The 20,406-nt window shown below is 52.9% G+C and carries 19 protein-coding genes; all 19 read left to right on the top strand.

Annotation, left to right across the window (positions count from 1 at the left end):
* Positions 1 to 58: 58 nt before the first annotated feature.
* Positions 59 to 1,579 carry an S-layer homology domain-containing protein gene (locus BN3911_RS06170; protein WP_082942133.1) on the top strand — a complete coding sequence of 507 codons (1,521 nt, stop codon included), beginning with the start codon at positions 59 to 61 and terminating at the stop codon, positions 1,577 to 1,579.
* Positions 1,580 to 1,776: 197 nt separating this feature from the next.
* Entirely contained in the window at positions 1,777 to 3,081 is a 1,305-nt protein-coding gene (locus BN3911_RS06165) for an alpha-L-fucosidase (protein WP_066862823.1), read from the top strand.
* 13 nt (positions 3,082 to 3,094) lie between these two features.
* The gene (locus tag BN3911_RS06160; protein ID WP_066862820.1) at positions 3,095 to 3,850 is read left to right on the top strand and encodes a copper homeostasis protein CutC; all 756 of its coding nucleotides are present in this window, start codon (positions 3,095 to 3,097) and stop codon (positions 3,848 to 3,850) included.
* The gene (locus BN3911_RS06155) at positions 3,847 to 6,294 is read left to right on the top strand and encodes a transglutaminase-like domain-containing protein (RefSeq protein ID WP_066862817.1); all 2,448 of its coding nucleotides are present in this window, start codon (positions 3,847 to 3,849) and stop codon (positions 6,292 to 6,294) included. Before BN3911_RS06160 ends, BN3911_RS06155 begins: the two co-directional genes overlap by 4 nt.
* 39 nt (positions 6,295 to 6,333) lie before the next feature.
* Positions 6,334 to 6,870 carry a nitroreductase family protein gene (locus BN3911_RS06150; RefSeq protein WP_066862814.1) on the top strand — a complete coding sequence of 179 codons (537 nt, stop codon included), beginning with the start codon at positions 6,334 to 6,336 and terminating at the stop codon, positions 6,868 to 6,870.
* 313 nt (positions 6,871 to 7,183) lie between these two features.
* Positions 7,184 to 8,506, top strand: a complete 1,323-nt coding sequence (locus BN3911_RS06145) for an extracellular solute-binding protein (protein WP_066862811.1) — start codon at positions 7,184 to 7,186, stop codon at positions 8,504 to 8,506.
* Positions 8,507 to 8,837: 331 nt separating this feature from the next.
* Positions 8,838 to 9,599, top strand: a complete 762-nt coding sequence (thyX, locus tag BN3911_RS06140; RefSeq protein WP_066862808.1) for an FAD-dependent thymidylate synthase — start codon at positions 8,838 to 8,840, stop codon at positions 9,597 to 9,599.
* Positions 9,600 to 9,659: 60 nt separating this feature from the next.
* Positions 9,660 to 10,319: a dTMP kinase gene (locus tag BN3911_RS06135; RefSeq protein ID WP_066862805.1), complete on the top strand. Its 660-nt coding sequence runs from the start codon at positions 9,660 to 9,662 to the stop codon at positions 10,317 to 10,319.
* A 38-nt stretch (positions 10,320 to 10,357) separates the two neighbouring features.
* Positions 10,358 to 10,900 carry a DJ-1 family glyoxalase III gene (locus tag BN3911_RS06130; protein ID WP_066862802.1) on the top strand — a complete coding sequence of 181 codons (543 nt, stop codon included), beginning with the start codon at positions 10,358 to 10,360 and terminating at the stop codon, positions 10,898 to 10,900.
* Positions 10,888 to 11,502 (top strand): 5-formyltetrahydrofolate cyclo-ligase, encoded by a 615-nt coding sequence (locus tag BN3911_RS06125; RefSeq protein ID WP_066862799.1) that lies wholly within the window; start codon positions 10,888 to 10,890, stop codon positions 11,500 to 11,502. The genes BN3911_RS06130 and BN3911_RS06125 overlap by 13 nt, the downstream gene beginning before the upstream one ends.
* On the top strand, positions 11,486 to 12,778 hold the full coding sequence (gene mltG, locus BN3911_RS06120; protein ID WP_066862796.1) for an endolytic transglycosylase MltG: 1,293 nt from the start codon (positions 11,486 to 11,488) through the stop codon (positions 12,776 to 12,778). The genes BN3911_RS06125 and mltG overlap by 17 nt, the downstream gene beginning before the upstream one ends.
* Positions 12,779 to 12,798: 20 nt before the next feature.
* Positions 12,799 to 14,019, top strand: coding sequence for a peptidase U32 family protein (locus BN3911_RS06115; protein ID WP_066862793.1), 1,221 nt, complete (start codon positions 12,799 to 12,801; stop codon positions 14,017 to 14,019).
* A complete protein-coding gene (locus tag BN3911_RS06110; RefSeq protein ID WP_066862791.1) occupies positions 14,012 to 14,698 on the top strand; it encodes a zinc dependent phospholipase C family protein in 687 nt (228 codons plus the stop codon). Before BN3911_RS06115 ends, BN3911_RS06110 begins: the two co-directional genes overlap by 8 nt.
* Positions 14,699 to 14,866: 168 nt before the next feature.
* Positions 14,867 to 16,003 (top strand): D-alanyl-D-alanine carboxypeptidase family protein, encoded by a 1,137-nt coding sequence (locus BN3911_RS06105; RefSeq protein ID WP_066862788.1) that lies wholly within the window; start codon positions 14,867 to 14,869, stop codon positions 16,001 to 16,003.
* A gap of 107 nt (positions 16,004 to 16,110) precedes the next feature.
* Positions 16,111 to 17,451, top strand: coding sequence for a glucose-6-phosphate isomerase (locus tag BN3911_RS06100; protein WP_066862785.1), 1,341 nt, complete (start codon positions 16,111 to 16,113; stop codon positions 17,449 to 17,451).
* 55 nt (positions 17,452 to 17,506) lie between these two features.
* On the top strand, positions 17,507 to 17,920 hold the full coding sequence (locus tag BN3911_RS06095; protein ID WP_066862782.1) for a hypothetical protein: 414 nt from the start codon (positions 17,507 to 17,509) through the stop codon (positions 17,918 to 17,920).
* A 187-nt stretch (positions 17,921 to 18,107) separates the two neighbouring features.
* Positions 18,108 to 18,623 (top strand): YceD family protein, encoded by a 516-nt coding sequence (locus BN3911_RS06090; protein WP_066862779.1) that lies wholly within the window; start codon positions 18,108 to 18,110, stop codon positions 18,621 to 18,623.
* Positions 18,624 to 18,656: 33 nt separating this feature from the next.
* Complete coding sequence (gene rpmF / locus BN3911_RS16785) at positions 18,657 to 18,839, top strand: 50S ribosomal protein L32 (protein ID WP_074039118.1); 183 nt, start codon at positions 18,657 to 18,659, stop codon at positions 18,837 to 18,839.
* A 124-nt stretch (positions 18,840 to 18,963) separates the two neighbouring features.
* On the top strand, positions 18,964 to 20,313 hold the full coding sequence (locus tag BN3911_RS06085) for a DUF512 domain-containing protein (protein WP_066862776.1): 1,350 nt from the start codon (positions 18,964 to 18,966) through the stop codon (positions 20,311 to 20,313).
* Positions 20,314 to 20,406 lie beyond the last annotated feature (93 nt).

Here is a 20,406-nt window from a genome sequence, read left to right as displayed (position 1 = left end):
CAGGAACAGGACGATTATCGGGCGCGTATGCCGTCCGGAAAGGAAGAGGGTCATAGAAATGAAGAAGAGGAGAGGGTTCGTACTTTTATTGTGTACCGCCGTTTTGGCGGTTTCCCTGTCCGTCTCTGTTTCAGCGGCATTTTCGGATATACCGGAAACAGCCTGGTATGCCCCGGCAGTGGAATACGTGCAGGAGAACGGCATTATGAACGGCGAGGGCGAAGACAGGTTTGACCCGGAAGGGAAAATGACCCGCGCCATGTTTGTACAGGCGCTCTATCGTATGACGGAAAACCGGGACAGCAGTTTCATGGGGTACTGGTACGACTTTTCCGATGTGGATCCCAGCTTATGGTATAGTGAATCTTCTCGGTGGGCATATCTGACGGGGGTGGCGAACGGCTGTGGAGATAACCTATTTGAGCCGATGCAGCCTGTAACACGGGAGCAGATGGCACAATTTTTGTATCGGTATGCTGAAAGGACAGGAAACGAACTATCCGGATTTCCAGAGAAACCGCTTCCTGCAGATTTTCAGGAGGTTTCCGCCGGAGCCAGGGAAGCTTTGGCTTGGGCATGGAACTGCGGGATTCTGCGTGGGGAACCGGGTGGAAATGTGCGGCCCAGGTCCGGCGCTACCCGGGCTGAGGCGGCACAGCTGCTGTCAAACGCTGCTCCGTTATTGGAAAATAGAATGGTAAGGCCCTATGCGCGGGAGAATAAAGAAGCCGCGCAATGGGGGCTGACGGGAGAAAACTATCCACGGGTGGACGGCTCTACCTCCACACTCGGATTAGTGCAGTCTGCCTTTGAAACTATGCACCAGAGCTGGGAGAGCTCTCTGCATCCGGAAACAGCCTCCCGCACCGTGCCCTCCTATGAAAAGCTCATTGCCGGAGAGGTGGATTTGATTTTGGTACCCTATGCTTCAGCCGATGTGCTCCATGTGGCGGAGCAGGCGGGCGTGGGGCTGGAATTCCACAAGGTGGCTTTAGAGGCGCTGGTGTTTATTACCCGCTCAGATAATCCCACGGAGAGTATTACTCAAGAGCAGGCGGTTTCCATTTACCGGGATTACGCCATCCGCAATTGGAAGGAGCTGGGAGGGCCGGACAAAGAACTGGTTCCCATCTGCCGGAACGCAAACAGCGGCAGCCAGTCACAGATGGACAATCTTGTTTTGAACGGGCAGGCCATGCACCCGGAAATTGAAGAAAATTATGTGGAGCTGACCATGCCAGGCATGCTGTATCAAGTAGCGAATTTTCAGTTTGGCGGTATCGGCGGAGAACCCAGGGATTGCTACGCTTTGGGATATACCTTGTTTGCCTATCTGAGCAATTACAGAGAGGATCCCTCTGGTGGTGTGACGGAGAAGCTGAAAATGCTCTCCTACAACGGTGTGGCGCCTACGGAGGAGAGCCTGAAGGACGGTAGCTACCCGTTGACAGACGGTTATTATGCCGTGCTGCGGAAAGATACGCCGGAGGATGCCCCGGCCAGAAAGCTGCTCGCCTGGTTTCAGAGTGATTCAGCCGCTCCAGTCATACGCAGCGAGGGCTTTCTTCCCGCTGCCTAAGCATGGGAGATGCAGTTAAAATATTCGGAGTTGGAGTTTACGGCAAATGTTTCTTTTTGCCGTAAACTCTTTTTTTCTTTTTCAGGCTATGCTATAGTAAGATTGAATCTGTAAAACGAAAAAGAAGAAACTGTGACTGTCCGGCCGTCTATAGGAAAGTCTGGTTTCTTCTCAGAAAAGAAAGGATGGTGCCGCACATGTATCAATTCAATCGGGAAGAGTATGAGAGACGCATGGCTTGGCATACCGATGCCAGATTCGGTATGTTTATCCATTGGGGCCTTTATGCCATCCCCGCACGGGGAGAATGGGTCCGCAGCATAGAAGAGATTCCGAAGGAAGAGTATATGCGTTACTTTGAGGAATTTGACCCGGTGGATTTTGACCCTAAACAGTGGGCGAAAGCCGCCAGGGATGCGGGCATGAAATATGTGGTGCTCACGGCGAAGCATCACGACGGCTTTTGCCTGTTTGACAGTAAGTATACAGACTTTAAATCCACCAATACAAAGTGCGGCCGCGATCTGGTGGCGGAATATGTGGAGGCCGTGCGGGCCGAAGGGCTGAAAGTGGGGCTCTATTTTTCTCTGCTCGACTGGTATCACGAGGATTTTCCTCATTATGGGGACAAACAGCATCCCATGCGCAACAATCCCGCCTATGGGAATGAGGGCCGGGATTTCAACCGCTATCTGGAATACATGCACAACCAGGTACGGGAGCTCTGCACCAATTACGGCAAGCTGGATGTGCTGTGGTTCGATTTCTCCTACGACGAATTGAGAGGCGAGGCCTGGAAGGGCACGGAACTTATCGAGATGGTGCGTTCTCTCCAGCCCGAGGTGATTATCGATAACCGGCTGGAGGTCAGCGGCGAGGGCTACGGTTCCCTGGCAGCCGGAAACCCCACCCCTTATCATGGGGATTTTGTAAGCCCGGAGCAGATCATCCCACCCAACGGCATTCAGGATGTGAACGGAAGGGATCTGGCGTGGGAGGCCTGTGTCACCATGAACAATCACTGGGGCTACTGCCGGGAAGACCGTTTCTTTAAGCCTGCCCCCATGCTGATTAAGAAGCTGGTGGAGTGTGTGTCGAAAGGCGGCAATCTGCTGCTGAACGTGGGACCGGATGCACGGGGATCCATTCCGCCTGCATCTATGGAAATTCTGGCGCAGATAGGCGGCTGGATGCGGAAGAATGGAAAAAGCATCTACGGCTGCGGCAAAGCGGGGATCGAAAAGCCGGACTGGGGCAGGGTGACCCGCCGGGGAAACAAGCTGTACTTCCATATCTTTGAAAACACCGTAGGGCCTCTGCCTCTGTCCGGGGTTCAGAAAGAGGAAATTGACCGGGTGCGGATGCTGGCTGACGGGGCGGAGGTTCCGCTCTCTGACAGCTGGGTCCACAGCGATTATCCCAACATCACCTTTGTGGATCTGGGTCCGGACCCCGTCCTGCCTGATCCGGTGGACACGGTGCTGGAAATTTCCTTGAAATGAGGGCGTGTGAGCTGTGAGTGAGAAAAGGATACTGGAGGTCTGCGTGGACAGTGTGGAATCCGCCTTGGCTGCAGAACAGGGCGGCGCGGACCGGTTTGAGCTCTGTGGAAACCTGATCATCGGGGGGACCAGCCCCAGCCCGGCGCTGTTTCGGGCGGTCAGGCGGGAGACAAAGGCAAAAATCCATGTGCTGCTGCGGCCCAGATTTGGGGATTTTCTCTATACGGACCGGGAGTTTGGCATCCTTCAGGAAGAGGCAGAGTCCTTTCTGGAATGGGGGGCGGACGGCATCGTGTGCGGCTGTCTGACGCCACAGGGGGCTCTAGAGGAAAGCAGAATGCGGCGGCTCGTGGAGCTGGCGCATGGTGCGGGAGCCTGCTTTACCCTGCACAGGGCCTTCGATGTGTGCCGCGACCCCATGGAGACGCTTTCCTTCTGCGAAGCCCTGGGAGTGGATCTGATCCTGACGTCGGGGCAGAAAAATACCTGCCTGGAGGGTATCCCCCTTCTGCGGGAGCTGCTTACCGCGGCAAAGCGTACGGAAATCCTGATCGGCGCCGGTGTGGACGCAGGAGCTGTTCTGCAGCTGCGGGAAGAGCTTCCTGCAGCGAAACAGTTTCATATGAGCGGAAAAACCGTGCTGCAAAGCGGGATGGAATACCGGAAGCAGGGGGTCAGCATGGGGTTGCCCTCTCTCAGCGAATTTGAGCTGTGGCGTACGGAGGAGCGGAACGTACGGGCGGCAAGGGAGGCTTTGGATCGGGCGTGAAGATATCGACGGAATTTAAAAATTATGTAAACTCAAAGTGGGGAAACCGGTTTGAGGTTCTTGGCGCCAGGCAGCAGGAGGTACTCTCCGCTATAGGCGGAGGTACGGAGGAGGCGGCGCTGCTGCTGAAATACCTGTATATTTCCATGCCGCTGTCTGACGCGGGAGATTATCCGGTAGAACTGTTTCGGGAAACAGTTTGCCACGGATTGTTCCTGCGGGAGGCGGTTCCCTGGTGTGCAGAACTTCCGGAGCACCTGTTTTTGCTCTATGTGCTGCCGCCGCGGATCAACACAGAAGAATTGCGCTCCTGCCGGCACTTTTTTTATGAATCCCTTTGGCCCAGAGTCTGCGGTAAAAGCCTGCAGGAGGCGGTGCTGGAGGTAAACCGGTGGTGTGCGGAACAGGCCACCTACCGCTCTACCGATGACAGGACGGCTGCACCGCTGTCGGTTTATCAATGTGGCTACGGCCGCTGCGGGGAAGAATCGGCCTTTTTGACGGCAGCCCTGAGAAGTGTGGGCATCGCAGCCAGGCAGGTCTATGCCCCTTGGTGGTCCCACTGTGACGACAACCATGCCTGGGTAGAGGCTTACGACGGGACGCGCTGGCGTTTCCTGGGAGCTTGTGAGCCGGAGCCGGTCTTGGATCTGGGATGGTTTGTCCATGCGGCCTCCCGGGCGATGACGGAACAGGTGAGAGCCTTCGTACCTGGTACGAAGGAAGAACTTGCATTCCTCTTTCCGGATTCCTCTCCGGAGGATTTGCTGGTAGGGGAGGGAATGGTCACAGAACTCGTAACCTCCCGCTATGCCGTGACGGAACAGCACTGCGTCAGGGTGCTGGGGGAAGACGGAAAGCCTGCGGCCAGTGCAAGAGTGTGTTTTGAAGTGCTGAATATGGCGGGTTTCCATCCTGTGGCTGTTGCCGAGGCCGACGCCGCAGGGGAGGTGCGCCTGCGGCTGGGCTTGGGCAGTGTTCTGATTGTGGCGGCGGCGAACGGCCTATTGGGAGAAAAGCTGGTCAATACGGCAGAGGAGAGGGAGACGGTACTTGTCCTGTCTGAAAAGCCGCCGCTGTCCGGCTGGACAGAGTTTGACTTTATCGCGCCGGAGGATCACCCGCTTTCTGTTGTCTCTTTGACAGCGGAACAAAAGCTGCTTCGGACACAAACGCTTTGCCGCTGTGCCGCACTGCGCAGCGGCCGCGCCCGGCAAGGAGCGGAGGCCGCAACGGAAGAGGAAGCTCTGTTTCTCTCGCTGCTCACAGAGAAGGACCGGGCGGCGCCCCTGCCGGAGGACGTTTGGAAGGACGCTCAAACGGCATTCCAATGGCGGGAGAAATTTCTCCCGGAAGTATTTGAGAGGGCCCTACTTTCATCCCGTATTTCGCGAGAGCCCTTGCGGCCCTGGCGCCAGCTTCGAACTGTGGTCCCCGAAGAGCTGCGAAAGGCCTTTGCAGAAAACCCGGCCAACCTTTGGGAATGGATGAACCGGGAAATTAGGGAAGAAAAAGAAACCTATCAGGCCATCCCTGCTACTCCCGCAGGGATGGCGGCTCTGAAGGCGGCTTCCCCGGAAAACAGAAAAGCTCTGTTTGTAGCTTTCTGCAGGTCTTTGGGGGTACCTGCCCGTTTGGCCGGAGAAAGGGAAGAACCGGAATATTTTCAGGACGGCAGTTTCCGCAGGCTGTTTTCAAAGGAAGCTGTAGGGAGGCTGACGGTGCAGGCCCCCGCTGGACATGCGGGGCTGTACAGACAGAATTGGAGCTTGTCTGAGCTGACGGAACAGGGCTTTCATCTTCTCAGCGCCTCAGACATCCCTGCTGGGGAGGAGGAAACTTTTGTTCTACCCCAAGGCGTTTACCGTATCCTCACTGTCAGCCGCACTCCCGGCGGAAATCAGCTGGCAAAACAGTGTACCATTGCGGTGAAGCAGGGAGAGGAAACCCTTCTGCCCCTCTCCTTCCGGCAGGTACAGATTGCAGACCTGCTGGAACAGTATGAGCTGCCGGACTGTCCTTGGCATCCGGTTGGAAAGAGGGAAGCAGAAGATTCTGCCGCAGCGGTGCTGGAAAACGGAAAAGCAATTTCTGTCTGGCTGGAAACCAGCCGGGAGCCCACAGAGCATATCCTCAATGAACTTCGGGAGGCTGCTGACAGCGTCTGTAGGGCAGGGCTTCAGGTTCATCTGGTGGTAGAGTCCGAAAAAGATCTGGAAGATCCGACCCTGAGAAGAACGCGAGCGGTTCTGCCGGAGGCGAAAATTTGGTGTGGGGATTTTCAGACAGACGTTCCGGCTCTGGCCAGACGGACCTATGTGGATCCGGAGCGTTTGCCTCTGGTTTTGCTCACGGACGGCCGCAGCATCCGGTATGCCTGTTGTGGATATAATGTAGGTACGATAGAGCTGTTGCTGCGTATGTCTGAAATGCTGCAAGAATAAGGATGAAGATATCACCATTTTGAAAGGGGATAAAAGCGTATGGCAAAAGAACTGTTGGAATTGTTGAAGACCAGAAGGAGTATCCGCAAATACAAGGCGGAGCAGGTGAAAACAGAGGAACTGGATGCCGTGCTGGAAGCCGGAACCTACGCGCCGACAGGGATCGGGGCCCAGTCCCCGGTGATTGTGGCGGTGCAGGATCCTGAAACCCGGGAACTGCTCAGCCGGATGAACGCTATCGTCATGGGAACAGAAAGCGATCCCTATTATGGGGCGCCTACCCTGGTTATCGTGTTGGCGGATCCGGAGCGGGGCACATGGGTGGAAGACGGCAGCTGTGTGCTGGACAATATGATGAATGCGGCACATGCCCTTGGGCTGGGTTCCTGCTGGATTCATCGGGAAAGACAGATGTTTGACTCTCCGGAAGGAAAGGATTTACTAAAAACATGGGGGTTGCCGGAAACGCTGCGGGGAGTGGGATCCATTGCCCTGGGATATCCTGACGGCGCTGCTCCCGAGCCCAAGCCCAGAAAACCTGGGTATATCGTTAAAATTGAGAAATCTCGTCAATAAGAACTTAGCCCGCAGATATTCCGGCAGCTTCCGCTGTTTTATCTGCGGGCTTTTTTTTGGAAATTTTACATCACGCCGCTTTTTTCTTGTTTTTCAGCCCTCTCCCAGATATAATAGGAACATCCGTATTACCTTGCGGAAGAAAGGAAGGAGGCAAAAATTGAGACACTTTTTGCGGAAAGTAAGAGAGGAAATTTTCAAATACAAAGCATATGGGCGCATTCGGCGCTTTCGGAATAGAACAGGTAAGACTTGTCTGTTAGGAAGAAGACGCAGAGCGGCTCTGTGGGCCTGCGCAGGGGGGATCGTCTGCATGCTGCTGACTGGCTGTGCGGCGCCAGCCAGCACTGTGCCGGAATCCTCAGAGGAACAGAGCCGGGTGAGCCTGCGCAATGACGGGGCAGAAGCAAAACTGGTATTGGTGGAGCTCGAAACATCACAGGCGCGCACCGACGCCCTGAGGGAGATCGCGGATAAATACGAGGCTGATTTCCCCAAAACGGAGATAGAGATTATTACCCTGAAAAACGCTCAGGAACTGGAGGCTCGCCTGAGTGCAGGCGGACAGACAGACCTGTTGGAATTGCACAGCGGATGGGTTCCAGCTTATGTGGAGAAGGGAATGCTGACGGATATCAAACCTTACATGGAGGTGTGGGACGAATGGTACTCCCTTTCTGCCGCCGCCAAGCAGGGGGCAAGGTGCATGGGAGAAGAACATGTTTATTTGTTACCGGCAAGTACGTCCCAAGATGCCCTCTACTATCGGAAAGATTGGTTTGAAAGCTATAACGATGCCCATCCGGAGTCTACGCTGCTGGTGCCCCGGGTCTGGGAAGAGGTGGAAAAGGCCGCCGCGGCTCTTTCTGATCAGGGAGCCGGCTTGGCAGTGGCTGGAAAGGACCGGCTTGTGGATTATATGGATTCCGTCGTCTGGAGTTCTGTCAATGTGGGGCGGATGGTGGATATCAGTGCGGCTTACTTTTCCCGGGGGTTTGAAGGGAAAAGTATCTTCTCCCTGGAGCAGGCGCAGAAGGGAATGAGCCAGTTTGTGTCGGTGTTTTCGCAAGCTGTGCCTGCAGAGGCGCTTCAATGGGAAGAAGCAGAGGCGGCAGAGGCTTTCCAGCAGGGGAAAACCGCCTTGCTGCTGGCGGGAGAGGATGTATATCCTTTCTTAGAAGAGAACATGGAGGAGGGCGAGTGGGGCGTTGCCGCTTACCCCAGAGGCGGAGCTGGTCTGGCCGTATTCTCGGATGATTTCGCGGGATGGGGCGTGTCCGCTGCTTCGGCGTCGACAGAGACGGCAGTTCATTTTCTATGCTTTTTATCCAACGCAGACAACAATACACATTTGTCAAAGGTGACGGATACCACGCCTGTCCATCTGACCTCCTATGAACTGGATGATTTTTTCCTGGAGGGAAAACGGGCGGTTTACACGGAGATGATGAAGCGCAGCGATTGGTATCAGTTTGCGTCGGAACCTCAGAGGTACGAAGCATATTCCGGGTACAGGCAGGAGGCTAATGATAAGCTTCGGGACCTGCTTTCCGGAAAAATGACCCAGCAGGACTTGCTTTCCTGGTTGGGGGAATATTGGGATTCCGCCTATGCGCAGGAAGGGAAGAAATGGTAAAAACTGCTGCAGAAGTTTTTCTTCTGCAGCAGTTTTACACGGTGAACTTTTATGGGTGAAAGCCATGGCATTTTTCTGCCAGCGATAAAGTTTTGAATCTTAATCACCCTGCGCCGCAGTTTGTTCTGCCCGTAAAAATCCCTTTTTCATTATGAAACAATAGCAAAAGCAGGAAATGTTTGCCGAAGCATAAAAGAAGTATTTGTAAGGAAAAGGGAACGGCGTCCGTCTTTTCTTAAAAAGCCGGGGGTTGAGAAGAGATGGAATCTTTGCTATAATAACAGACAATTGCAAAGGTGAGATAGAATTTTGTCCCTGGAGGAACCATATTATGCTGCATGTGGAATTGCTGGCCTATACGCCAGAACCGGAAAAAACGGTGGCCTGCGCCGCCAAGCTCTGTTATGCCTCGGCGGATATCGGGACCGTAATGGAGGGGCTCACGGAGGAAAAGACCGCCTCCTTCCTGGATATGCTGGGGGAGATCGGGCATGAAAGCCCCATTGAACATGCCAGCTTTACTTTTGGGATCGAAGGCGTATCCCGTTCGCTGCTGGCGCAGATTACGCGCCACCGCATCGCCTCCTACAGTGTGCAGAGCCAGCGCTATGTCAGGGAGGATGATTTCGAATTTGTCCTGCCGCCGGAGATAGAGGGTATTCCTGAGGCAAAGGAGGAATTTCTGCAGGCAATGGTTGAGGACGCCCGGCATTACGAACGCCTGACGGCTCTGCTGAAAGAAAAACACCGGAAGGAATTTCTTGCGCAGGGAGAGGATGAAAAGAGCGCGGCCCGCAAGGCGGAAAAAAAGGCCATAGAGGATGCGCGCTTCGTGCTGCCCAACGCCTGTGCTACTAAAATGATCTGTACCATGAACGCCAGATCGCTGATGAATTTTTTTACCCACCGCTGCTGCAACCGGGCGCAGTGGGAAATCCGTGAGCTGGCTACCCAAATGCTCCGGGAGGTGAAGGCAGTGGCACCCCATCTCTTTCAGAAAGCGGGCCCGCCCTGCCTGCGGGGCGGTTGTCCGGAGGGGAAAATGTCCTGCGGCCTGCCGCAGGAAGTCCGAAAGAAGTTTGAAGCGCTTTGAGTCTGAAAGGGCGGAGCTGTTTCACAGGTTCAATTATTCTGTTTCGGGGAGAGTGTGTTCATGAGCCTGATTGTGCTGGAAGGACTGGATGGAAGCGGAAAGGGCACGCAGGCCCAGCTCCTCTATGAGGCCCTTTCCGCCAGATACGGAAGGGTGCGGAAAATTACATTTCCAGATTACGGTTCCCCTTCCTCTGCCTTGGTAAAAATGTATTTGAATGGGGATTTTGGAAAGAATCCTGAAGAGGTGAACGCCTACGCTGCCAGCGCCTTTTATGCGGTGGACCGGTATGCCAGTTTCCAGATTGACTGGAAGGCGGATTATGAAGGTGGCGTGCCCATTTTGGCCGACCGCTATACCACCTCAAATATGATCTATCAACTGGGGAAATTGCCCAGGACAGAGTGGGAAAACTACCTCTCCTGGGCGCAGGATTTTGAATATGACAAGTTGGGGCTTCCCAGGCCGGATCTGGTGCTTTTTCTCGATATGCCGGTAGAAGTTTCACAGGCATTGCTCTTGGGCAGGTATCATGGGGACGAAGAGAAAAAGGATATTCATGAGAGTGATCTGGCCTTTTTGCGGGACTGTGCGCAGACTGCCCGTTTTGCTGCACAACGTCTGCATTGGCATGTGATTCCCTGTTCGGAGAATGGAGTTCCCCTGGAGAGGGAGAAAATCCATCAGTCAGTGCTTTCCGAGCTGGAAGAACTGCTCTGACAGCGGGCAATATTATGAAATGGAAAGGAAGAAGAAATATGGTCTATGTATTTTTGGCGGAAGGTTTTGAGGAAATTGAAGCCCTAACTCCCGTAGATCTCATGCGGCGTGCTGGACTTGAAGTTGGCTTAGCAGGCGTGGGAGGGCTGGAAATTACCGGTTCCCATGGCATTTCCGTAAAGGCGGATCTTCTCGCTGAAGAGGCGGATATGGCGCAGGCAGAGGCAATTGTGCTTCCGGGTGGAATGCCGGGCACTCTCAACCTGGAGCATTCTTCCGCCGTGCAGGAGAGCATCGACAACTGCGTGGGGAAGGGTGTCCTTGTTGCGGCAATCTGCGCGGCGCCTTCCATTTTAGGACATAAGGGTCTGCTGCAGGGGAAAAAAGCGACTGCGTTTCCGAAATTCCAGCAGGAGCTTGAGGGAGCTGTTCTTTCAGCTGACTATGTCTGCCAGGATGGGAACATACTAACGGCAAGGGGAATGGGTGTTTCCACACAGTTCGGCCTGAAGCTGGTGGAGCTGCTGATTTCCAAAGAAAAGTCCGACGAGCTTAGGGATTCCATACAATGGGAGTCCTAAACCCGTCAAAGCAGGAGCTGCGAAAGAAGCTGCTGGAGGTGCGGGACGGTTTGGAACATCGCAGGGAACGGGAGGAAGCCATTGCGGAAAACTTGCTTTCTCTGCCGCAATACCGGCGGGCCGCCAGCTTGCTGCTGTATATCGGCAGAGCCAGCGAAGTGGGCACTGCTCTTATTCTGCGCCGGGCTCTGGAGCAGGGAAAAGAGGTTTGTGTCCCCTATTGTCCTCCAGGGGACGGCGCCATGTTTTTCTGCCGGATCGATTCAACAGAGGAACTGAAACCGGGCCGGTACGGTATTTTGGAGCCGGATCCGAAGAAAAGTCTGGATCATACGGATTGGCAAACTGCTCTTTGTTTGGTGCCGGGCATAGCTTTTGATCGGTTGGGCTACCGGTTGGGCTATGGAAAGGGATATTACGACCGCTTTTTGGCGGGGAAAAAAATCGTGGCGGCGGGACTGTGCTATCGGGAGCTGGTACAGCAGGAACTGCCCCGGGAACCGCACGATCAAAGGGTGCAGATTCTGATCACGGAGGATGGAAGCTTTGCGGTTTCTCCGCAGTGCCCGGAAAGGAAGGAATTCTATGGACGATCGCAGTAGAAATAACAGGAATGTGCCAAAAGGTACGGGAACTTTTAAACTCAATATTGACGAGAATAAGCTTGCGACAGGTCCTGTACCTGTGCCGGAGCGGAAGAGAGAAGCCTCCGCTTCCTATGCTGAACCTCCCATGAACAAAAAAATCTATTATACGGAAAAAGAACGCAGGGCGGAGGAAAAAGCCCATAAAAAGCGCAATAAGCTGAAAGCAAGAAAAAACCGCCGGGTGTTTTCCCTGGTGTGGCTGGCCATGGTGCTGCTGGTGTCGTTTACATTGGCCAGCTATCTCATTGGCGGTTCCAACGATTTCTTTGCGGTGGGCCGGAACCAGGGAAAAGCGGAAGTGGTGATTCCTGCCAATGTGACGGCTGAACAGCTGGCGGACATCCTCTATCAAAAGGGAGTCATTTCCAAGAAGGAATTCTTCACCATTTATTGCAAGGTGACTGCTGATATGCAGTATTTTCAGCCCGGTCCGTATGAGCTTGCAACCAACTTGGACTATGAGGATATCATTAACAAGCTTCAGGGCGGCAATGAGAGCAGGGAAACAGTTACGGTGACCTTCCCTGAGGGTTATACGGTGCTGCAGGTGGCGCAGCTGCTGGAAGAAAATGAGGTCTGCTCTGCCCAGGAATTCCTCGATATTCTCAACAGCGGGGATTTCAGCGGCTACCCGATGGTTGCTCAAATGGGGGATGCCTCCGGCAAGTATTATAAGCTGGAGGGATACCTGTTCCCCGACACCTATGATTTTTATAAAGGGGAAGAGCTGGCTGATGTGGTGGGCAAGCTGCTGACGAACTTTGAAAAGCGGCTGACGGACGATCTGCAGACCAAAATCGCAAATTCCGGCATGTCCCTGGATCAGGTTGTCACCCTGGCTTCCATCATTCAAGCTGAGGCTGCCAATACCAACGACATGTACAATGTCTCCGCGGTCCTGCATAACAGGCTCAGCTTTGGGGTGGATTATGGGGTGCCGATGCTGCAGTGCGACTCCACCATGTTCTATCCCTATAAGACGCGGGCTGATATTCCGGAACAGGGCGCACTGCCCCATGGCAATTACGATACGTATGAGATCACAGGTTTGCCGGCGGGCGCCATATGCAATCCGGGCCTGGACGCCATCAAGGCGGCGCTGCAGCCAAATACCGACGGCGATGCTGCAGAATATCTCTACTTCTGCCATAGCGCCGACGGTACGGCCTATTATGCCACGAATGAAGAGGATCATCTTGCAAATTTGGTTGAGGCGGGGCTGACGGATTGATGAAGGATACAATAAAAACGATGGAAAGAAAGCCGGAGCTGCTCTCTCCCTGCGGGGACCGGGAGCGGCTCCTCTCGGCTGTACAGTACGGAGCGGACGCCGTGTATCTGGCGGGGAAAAATTTTGGAATGCGCCGGGCTCCCTCTAATTTTGGGGAAGAGGAGCTGCAATGGGCCGTTCAGTACTGCCATCAGCACGGAGTGAAGGTATATATTACCTGCAACACGCTTCCACGGAATTATGAACTTGCAGAGCTGCCGGTATTTTTGGAGTTTTGTGCAAAAATAGGCGTGGACGCCTTTATAGTGACGGATCTGGGCGTTATGATGCTGGCAAAGCAGTATGCGCCCGGAGTGGAGCTGCATGTCTCCACACAGGCCGGCGTGGTGAATTATGAGACGGCCAACGCCTTTTACGAACTGGGAGCCAAACGTGTGGTGCTGGCCAGAGAGGTATCGCTGGCGGAAATCCGGGAAATCCGGGAGCATACGCCCCGGGAACTGGAATTGGAGGCGTTTGTACATGGAGCGATGTGCATGTCCTTCTCTGGAAGATGTTTGATTTCCAACTATTTGACGGACAGGGATGCCAATCGGGGAGAATGTGCGCAGCCCTGCCGTTGGGAATATTTTGTCACGGAACGCCGGCGTCCGGAAGAGAGGTTTTCTCTGGTGCAGGAAGAAAAGGGCGCCTATTTGTTCAGTTCGAAAGATTTATGTATGGTTGAACATATCCCGGAGTTAGTAGAGGCTGGAATCTCCAGCCTGAAGATTGAGGGCCGGGCTAAATCCGCCTACTACGTTGCTTCAGCGACTTCCGCTTACCGCAGGGCAGTAGATTTTCACTGGGAACACCCGGGGGTTCCCCTGCCGCAGGACATTGTGGAAGAGACGGAGAAGCTGAGCCACAGGGAATATTCCACTGGATTTTACTTCGGCGGCGAACCGGGACAGACACCGGAAAATGACAGATATATCCGGCATTATGAGGTGGTGGCTGTCTGCGTGGGAAGTCGGAACGGTTTCATCGAGTTAAGGCAGCGCGGCAGGTTTTTCCGTGGAGAAACTGTCGATGTGCTGCAGCCCCATGCCGATCCAGTTACTGCAGAACTGCAGGAGCTGTGGAATGGGGAGATGGAACCGATTGAAGTGGCGCCTCATGCGGAGATGACTGTGTTTTGGAAAACAGAAGCTCCTATTGTCCCTGGAGCCTATTTGAGAGTCAAGAGAGAAAATGCTTGAGGGGATCGAAAATGTGGGAAAACAGGAGGAAAAGAGAAAAATGCCGCTGCCCATGGTACATTTGGGAACTGCTCATGGAATGATAGAGGAAGGTCTGCTGCATGTTCGGGATTTTCCCGCATTCTATTTGGGCAGCATAGCGCCGGATGGTGTACATATGCGGAAAGATCCAGGACCGGAAGCTAAGGTGGCGTCCCATCTGGGAACACGCCATACGTCTGATTTGACGCCTGTCGCCATGTTTTTACAGCGCCATACAGGCAGAGAGAATGCGGATTTTTTTCTTGGCTATGTGGTGCATGTGCTGACAGACGCCTATTGGAACGAACTGGTTTATGGCCCCTATACCGCTCGGTACGGTGCGGATCCCTCTCCGGTGCAGACGGTCCGGCAGGCCTATTATAGCGACACGGATCAAATCGACTTGCTTTTGTATCGGGAACTGCCATGGCGGGAAAGGGTCTGGGAGTACCTGAGACAGGCGCGGGGACAGGATGTGGGGGAAGTACTTTCGGGACAGGAGGCTGATCTCTGGAAGGACAGAACGCTGAACTGGTATGCCCAGCAGCCGGAAAAGCATCTGCCGCTGCGCTACATTGGCGTTGTAACGGTACGGGAGTTTATGGGGCGCGCCGCTATATGGACCGCCGGATTTATAAGAAAGTACGCCTCCTTGTAAGTCTGGCTGCGGAAAATTTTGCTGGTCTCTGGAAAAAAGAATAATTTTGCTGCCAAATATGCGAGCCATGGAATTTCTTTCCATGGCTCATTTTTTGCCATGATTTTGCAGAGAAATGCATATCTATAAATTGGAAAACGGCAGCAAGAGAAGAAAGGTGGAACAGAAATGAAACGGAAAATAGCGGTGCTTCTGGCGGCAGTCCTGTTAGGAATAGCAGTCATGCCTGGCGTTTTAGCCAGTGCGGATGAGGTGGAAATCTCAGCTCCGTCGGCTGTGCTGATGGAGGCGTCCACTGGGAAAGTCCTCTTTGAAAAAAACTCGCACGAAGTGCGGCCCTGTGCTTCTATCACAAAGGTGATGACCTTATGTCTCACTTTCGACGCCATTGACTCCGGGCAGCTTTCCTTGACAGATACCCTCACGGCGTCGGCCCACGCCTCTTCCATGGGCGGGTCGGATATCTGGCTGAAGGAAGGCGAGGCTATGACGGTGGACGATCTGCTGAAGGCGACGGTGATTATGAGCGCCAACGATGCGGCGGTTGTGCTGGCAGAAAACGTGGGGGGCAGTGAGGAAGCCTTTGTTCAGAGGATGAACCAGAAAGCCCAGGAATTGGGTATGAACGATACTGTGTTTAAAAACTGCAATGGACTCGATGAGGAAGGCCACGTGACCAGCGCACATGATGTGGCGCTGATGAGCCGGGAACTGCTGACGCACCCTAAAATTTTCGATTATACTTTGACTTGGATCGACTATGTACGGGACGGGCAAACCCAGCTGGTAAATACCAATAAGCTGATCCGTACCTATAACGGCATCACCGGTTTGAAAACCGGCACGACCTCTCAGGCTGGAAGCTGCATCACCGCTACGGCAGAACGCAATTCTCTGGGATTGATTTCCGTTATACTGGGAGCTGACAGCACAGATAACCGGTTTAAAGACGCAGCGGCACTGTTGGATTACGGTTTTGCCAATTGGTCCGTGACCGTGCCGGAGACGCCCGAACTTCCTGAAGTGCCGGTGAAAGGGGCCATGCAGGACACGGTGAAGGTTAAAGTTGGGGAGATGCCGAAAATTTTGTTAAAGTCCAGCGACCAGGGAACGGTTGAGGAAAAAGTGGAGCTGCAGGAAACGATTGAAGCTCCGGTAAACGAAGGCGATGTCCTCGGTAAAGTAAAGTTTCTGGTAAATGGGGAGACAATGGCAGAGGTCGAAATTACAGCGGCAGGAAACGCGGAAAAAATCACATTTGGCTCTTCCTTTTTTTATCTGCTGCGCAGTTTTGTGAGTTTTTAGGCTTTCTGAACTTTTCGTAAATATCCATGGACGCCAACTTGCAAATTCCTTTGACTTATTGTAGAATATAAAAAACAGGAAAAATAAAAATTCAGGAGGTCTTAACAATGCCTTTAAAGCTGGAGGACGGGTACCTGAAGGGATTTGTTTCCGGACAGGAATATAAAGCTATGGAACCGCAGGTAAAAGCTGCGCATGAACTGTTGCATTCCGGTACTGGTTTGGGCAATGATTTTATCGGTTGGGTGACGCTTCCCACCGATTATGACAAAGAAGAATTTGCGAGAATTAAGGCTGCGGCCGGGCGTATCAAGAAAAATTCCGATGTTTTTATCGTCATCGGAATCGGCGGTTCCTATCTGGGTGCCCGGGCTGCCATTGAGTTTTTGAAGTCCGACCGTTATAACGACCTGAAAAAGGATACCCCCAACATCTACTTTACTGGCAATAGCATTAGCTCTACCGCTTTGGCAGAATTGGTTTCCATTTGTGAGGGCAAGGATGTTTCCATCAACATGATTTCAAAGTCAGGCACTACCACTGAGCCTGCCATTGCATTCCGCGTTTTCCGGGAACTTCTGGAGAAAAAATACGGAAAAGAGGGCGCAAAGGACAGAATTTTCTGTACAACCGATAAGGCGAAGGGGACGCTGAAGCAGCTGGCCGATAAAGAAGGCTATGAGACCTTTGTGGTGCCTGATGACGTGGGCGGACGCTACTCGGTGCTGACCGCGGTAGGCCTGCTTCCCATTGCGGTGGCCGGCGCGGATATCGATGCGCTGATGGCCGGTGCAGCCAAAGCGGCAGAACTGTATGGAAAGCCTTCTCTGGAAGAAAATGATTGTTATAAATATGCCGCAATCCGCAACATCCTTTACAACAAGGGAAAATGCACCGAAGTGATGGTAAGTTATGAGCCGCGCTATGCCATGATGAACGAGTGGTGGAAGCAGCTGTTCGGAGAGAGCGAGGGCAAGGACAATAAGGGACTTTTCCCGGCATCCGTCGTCTTCTCTACCGATTTGCACTCCTTGGGACAGTATATCCAGGACGGCCGTCGTACTCTGTTTGAAACGGTGATGCTCATCGACCAGCCAAAACAGGAAATAACCCTGGGCAATGACCCGGAAAATGTGGACGGACTCAATTACCTGGAAGGCCGCACCATGGCGTTTATCAATGAAAAGGCTTTTGAAGGTACTGTATTGGCGCATAATGACGGCGGCGTCCCCAATGTGGTGATTCATGCCCCTGATTTTTCAGAGGATACGTTGGGCCAGATTATTTACTTTTTCGAGAAGGCCTGCGCGATTTCCGGCTATCTGCTGGGAGTGAATCCCTTTGACCAGCCTGGTGTGGAAAGCTATAAAAAGAATATGTTCGCTCTCCTGGGCAAGCCTGGTTATGAGGCTGCCAAGGCGGAACTCGAAAAGCGGCTGTCGAAGTAATCAAGGTACTTCCCGCCCTTTTCGGGCGGAATAATAAATTAAGGAGAGTTGCAATATGATTACTCTTTTAACTGGTAAAAAAGGCTCCGGCAAAACGAAAAAGCTCATCGAACTGGCAAATGCTGCGCTCGAAACTTCGAAGGGCTGCGTCGTGGTGATTGAAAAGGGCCTCAAGCTTACCTATGATATTTCGCATGCTGCGCGTCTGGTGGATGCCGATGCCTATAAAATTCAAAGTGCTGATATGCTGTTTGGCTTTGTCAGTGGAATTTGTGCAGGCAACTATGATGTTACGGATATTCTGATTGATTCTACGTTGAAGATTACCGGAACAGGGGCAGAGGTTGTGGAGGAACTGGTGGAGAAGCTCAAGAAGCTTGGTGAGGAAGCAAACACCAATTTCGTACTTTCGATTTCCGCCGCTGAAGATGAAATTCCGGCGTCTGTTGTTGAGTTTGTTGCCAAATAAGGAAAAGAGGGCAGGTGAGGAAAAAGCGGGCTGTAAAATGGCCCCATGATTCTTCACAGAAAATATCCCTTACCGGGAGGCGGCTAAATAGCCGCCTCCTTTTCTGGAGTACCTTTTGTCCAGAGAAAACTCTTGACAAGAGAAATGGAACTTATTATAATATATCAGTACGGCATGAGGTAGGGTTATGGTAATCGATTTAAAAAAGTATTTTTTGTCGGATGACCTGTCCGATACCGTCGAATACGATCTTGATCTTTCCCAGGTTGAGGTGAACGGTGTCAAGCCGTTTCTTGAACCGGTGAAAGTGCGTGCAGTGTTTCATAGCTTTGCGGGATCTGTGGACTTGGGAGCACATTTGCATTACACAGTGACGATGCCCTGTGACCGGTGCAATGAGGAGACTGTACAGGAAAAGATCGTGCGTTTTTCCCACACGCTGGTGCGGGAGCTTAACGAAGAAGAGGATGACGATGATTACATTCTCGTACCTGGAGAAAGGCTCGATTTGGACGAGCTTCTCACTGAGGATGTCCTGCTTGAGATGCCCAGCAAATTTTTGTGTTCACCAGACTGCAGAGGGCTGTGCCCCAGTTGTGGTTTTAACTTGAATTTAGGGGATTGTTCCTGCGAAAAAGAGCAGACAGATTCCCGGCTGGAAATTCTGAAGAAATTGTTGCAGGATTCATCGGAAACAAAATGAAATCTCAATTTTCCATATAAGGAGGTGCTACTCATGGCAGTACCTAAGGGTAAGGTATCCAGCGCAAGACAGAATAAGAGACGTTCGAATGTGTGGAAGCTTCAGGCTCCCGCGCTTATGAAATGCCCTCAGTGCGGAGAATACAAAACACCTCACAGAGTTTGCGGCAATTGCGGCTATTACAACGGCAGAGCAGTCGTGAAGAAAGATGCGTAATTTGTTCTGAAAGAGTGGAGAGAAGGGAACGCGGCCATGCGCTCCCTTCTCTTTTTTCGAAAAAACCGTATGTGGACGCAAACGGTATGGCGCTGAAAATGCGGAAGAAGGAGGATGAGAGGCAATGGCGGTGAAAATTGACGGTGTGGAACCGCACAGCAGGGCTGAAAAAGCGGGAGTCAGAGCGGGGGACATATTGCTTGCTATCAACGGCCATGAAATTACTGACGTTCTTGACTACCGTTTTTTTGAAACGGAGAGGAATGTGCGGCTTAATTTGTGCCGCAGTGGGAAAGAATATAGTGCTGAGATTGTGAAACCTCAATATGCACAGCTTGGGCTTTGCTTTGATACGTATCTGATGGATCAGCAGAGGTCCTGCCGCAACAAATGCATTTTCTGCTTTATCGATCAGCTTCCTCCTGGAATGCGGGAAACTCTTTATTTCAAAGATGATGATGACCGGCTTTCCTTTCTGTTCGGCAATTATATCACGCTGACAAATATTGATGACCGTGAGATCGATCGTGTGCTCAAAATGCATATCAGCCCCATCAACATTTCGGTACACACGATGGATCCGGAGCTCCGCTGCAAAATGATGAATAACAGGTTTGCCGGGGACTCTTTGCGGCATCTGTATCGGCTGGCGGAAGGCGGCATCAGGCTGAACTGCCAGATTGTACTCTGCCCCGGCGTCAATGACGGCCCGGCGTTAGAATCTACTTTGCATAAGCTGTTTGATTTGGGGGAGAGTCTCCTGAGCGTTGCCTGTGTGCCGGTAGGGCTGACACGCTATCGGGAGGGCTTGTATCCGCTGACTCCGTATAACAGGGAAACGGCAGGCGAAGTTCTGGACCTCATTGAGCGTTTCGGAGAGCAATTCAGAAAGGCGCGGGGCAGCCGGACTGTGTTTGCCTCTGATGAGCTGTACCTGATGGCGGAACGGCCCATTCCTCCCTTGGAGTTTTATGAGGATTTCCCGCAGATTGAAAACGGGGTGGGGATGCTGCGGAATCTTCAGGATGAGTTTGACTGGGCGCTGGAGGAACTGCGGTTACCGGAGCAGCCCCGGAAAGTCACGATTCCCACAGGAGAGGCAGGCTATGCTTTTTTAGATTCCATGCTTGACGGATTGCGCGCAAAATGCCATAATTTAACTATAGATCTGGTGCCGGTGCACAATGATTTCTTCGGCGGTACAGTGGATGTGACCGGCCTTCTCACTGGCGTGGATATTGTCGGAGTGCTGAAAGGCAGGGAACTGGGGGATGCCGTACTGTTGGCTTCCAACATGATGAAGAGCGGGGAAGATATCTTTCTGGACGACATGACGCTGGAGGAATTGCGCCGGGAGCTGGGGGTTCCCTCTTTTCGGGTGGAAAACACCGGCGAGGCCCTGGCTGGGGCCATTGCGGGAAACTATGTGTCTGACGCCCCGCGCCATAATCCTTATGAGGGAGCGGGGCAGTGACGGCTTCTGCCTGAGCGTGGGAGGCACGACGGAAAACAGGAACAGGAGCCGCCCTTTCGGGACGAGCTCACAGAGACAGAGAGGCTGCCCCGT

This window comes from Neglectibacter timonensis (genome assembly GCF_900048895.1).
GTDB classification, from domain to species: domain Bacteria; phylum Bacillota; class Clostridia; order Oscillospirales; family Acutalibacteraceae; genus Acutalibacter; species Acutalibacter timonensis.
Note: the sequence above shows the minus strand (reverse complement) of the source record. Positions and strands in the feature narration are given on the sequence as shown.

Bases quoted from the DNA above. Each gene is read 5' to 3' on its own strand.
- BN3911_RS06170 (WP_082942133.1), top strand. From the start codon at position 59: ATGAAGAAGAGGAGAGGGTTCGTACTTTTATTGTGTACCGCCGTTTTG.
- BN3911_RS06165 (WP_066862823.1), top strand. From the start codon at position 1,777: ATGTATCAATTCAATCGGGAAGAGTATGAGAGACGCATGGCTTGGCAT.
- BN3911_RS06150 (WP_066862814.1), top strand. From the start codon at position 6,334: ATGGCAAAAGAACTGTTGGAATTGTTGAAGACCAGAAGGAGTATCCGC.
- BN3911_RS06145 (WP_066862811.1), top strand. From the start codon at position 7,184: ATGCTGCTGACTGGCTGTGCGGCGCCAGCCAGCACTGTGCCGGAATCC.
- thyX (WP_066862808.1), top strand. From the start codon at position 8,838: ATGCTGCATGTGGAATTGCTGGCCTATACGCCAGAACCGGAAAAAACG.
- BN3911_RS06135 (WP_066862805.1), top strand. From the start codon at position 9,660: ATGAGCCTGATTGTGCTGGAAGGACTGGATGGAAGCGGAAAGGGCACG.
- BN3911_RS06130 (WP_066862802.1), top strand. From the start codon at position 10,358: ATGGTCTATGTATTTTTGGCGGAAGGTTTTGAGGAAATTGAAGCCCTA.
- BN3911_RS06125 (WP_066862799.1), top strand. From the start codon at position 10,888: ATGGGAGTCCTAAACCCGTCAAAGCAGGAGCTGCGAAAGAAGCTGCTG.
- mltG (WP_066862796.1), top strand. From the start codon at position 11,486: ATGGACGATCGCAGTAGAAATAACAGGAATGTGCCAAAAGGTACGGGA.
- BN3911_RS06115 (WP_066862793.1), top strand. From the start codon at position 12,799: ATGGAAAGAAAGCCGGAGCTGCTCTCTCCCTGCGGGGACCGGGAGCGG.
- BN3911_RS06110 (WP_066862791.1), top strand. From the start codon at position 14,012: ATGCTTGAGGGGATCGAAAATGTGGGAAAACAGGAGGAAAAGAGAAAA.
- BN3911_RS06105 (WP_066862788.1), top strand. From the start codon at position 14,867: ATGAAACGGAAAATAGCGGTGCTTCTGGCGGCAGTCCTGTTAGGAATA.
- BN3911_RS06100 (WP_066862785.1), top strand. From the start codon at position 16,111: ATGCCTTTAAAGCTGGAGGACGGGTACCTGAAGGGATTTGTTTCCGGA.
- BN3911_RS06095 (WP_066862782.1), top strand. From the start codon at position 17,507: ATGATTACTCTTTTAACTGGTAAAAAAGGCTCCGGCAAAACGAAAAAG.
- BN3911_RS06090 (WP_066862779.1), top strand. From the start codon at position 18,108: ATGGTAATCGATTTAAAAAAGTATTTTTTGTCGGATGACCTGTCCGAT.
- rpmF (WP_074039118.1), top strand. From the start codon at position 18,657: ATGGCAGTACCTAAGGGTAAGGTATCCAGCGCAAGACAGAATAAGAGA.
- BN3911_RS06085 (WP_066862776.1), top strand. From the start codon at position 18,964: ATGGCGGTGAAAATTGACGGTGTGGAACCGCACAGCAGGGCTGAAAAA.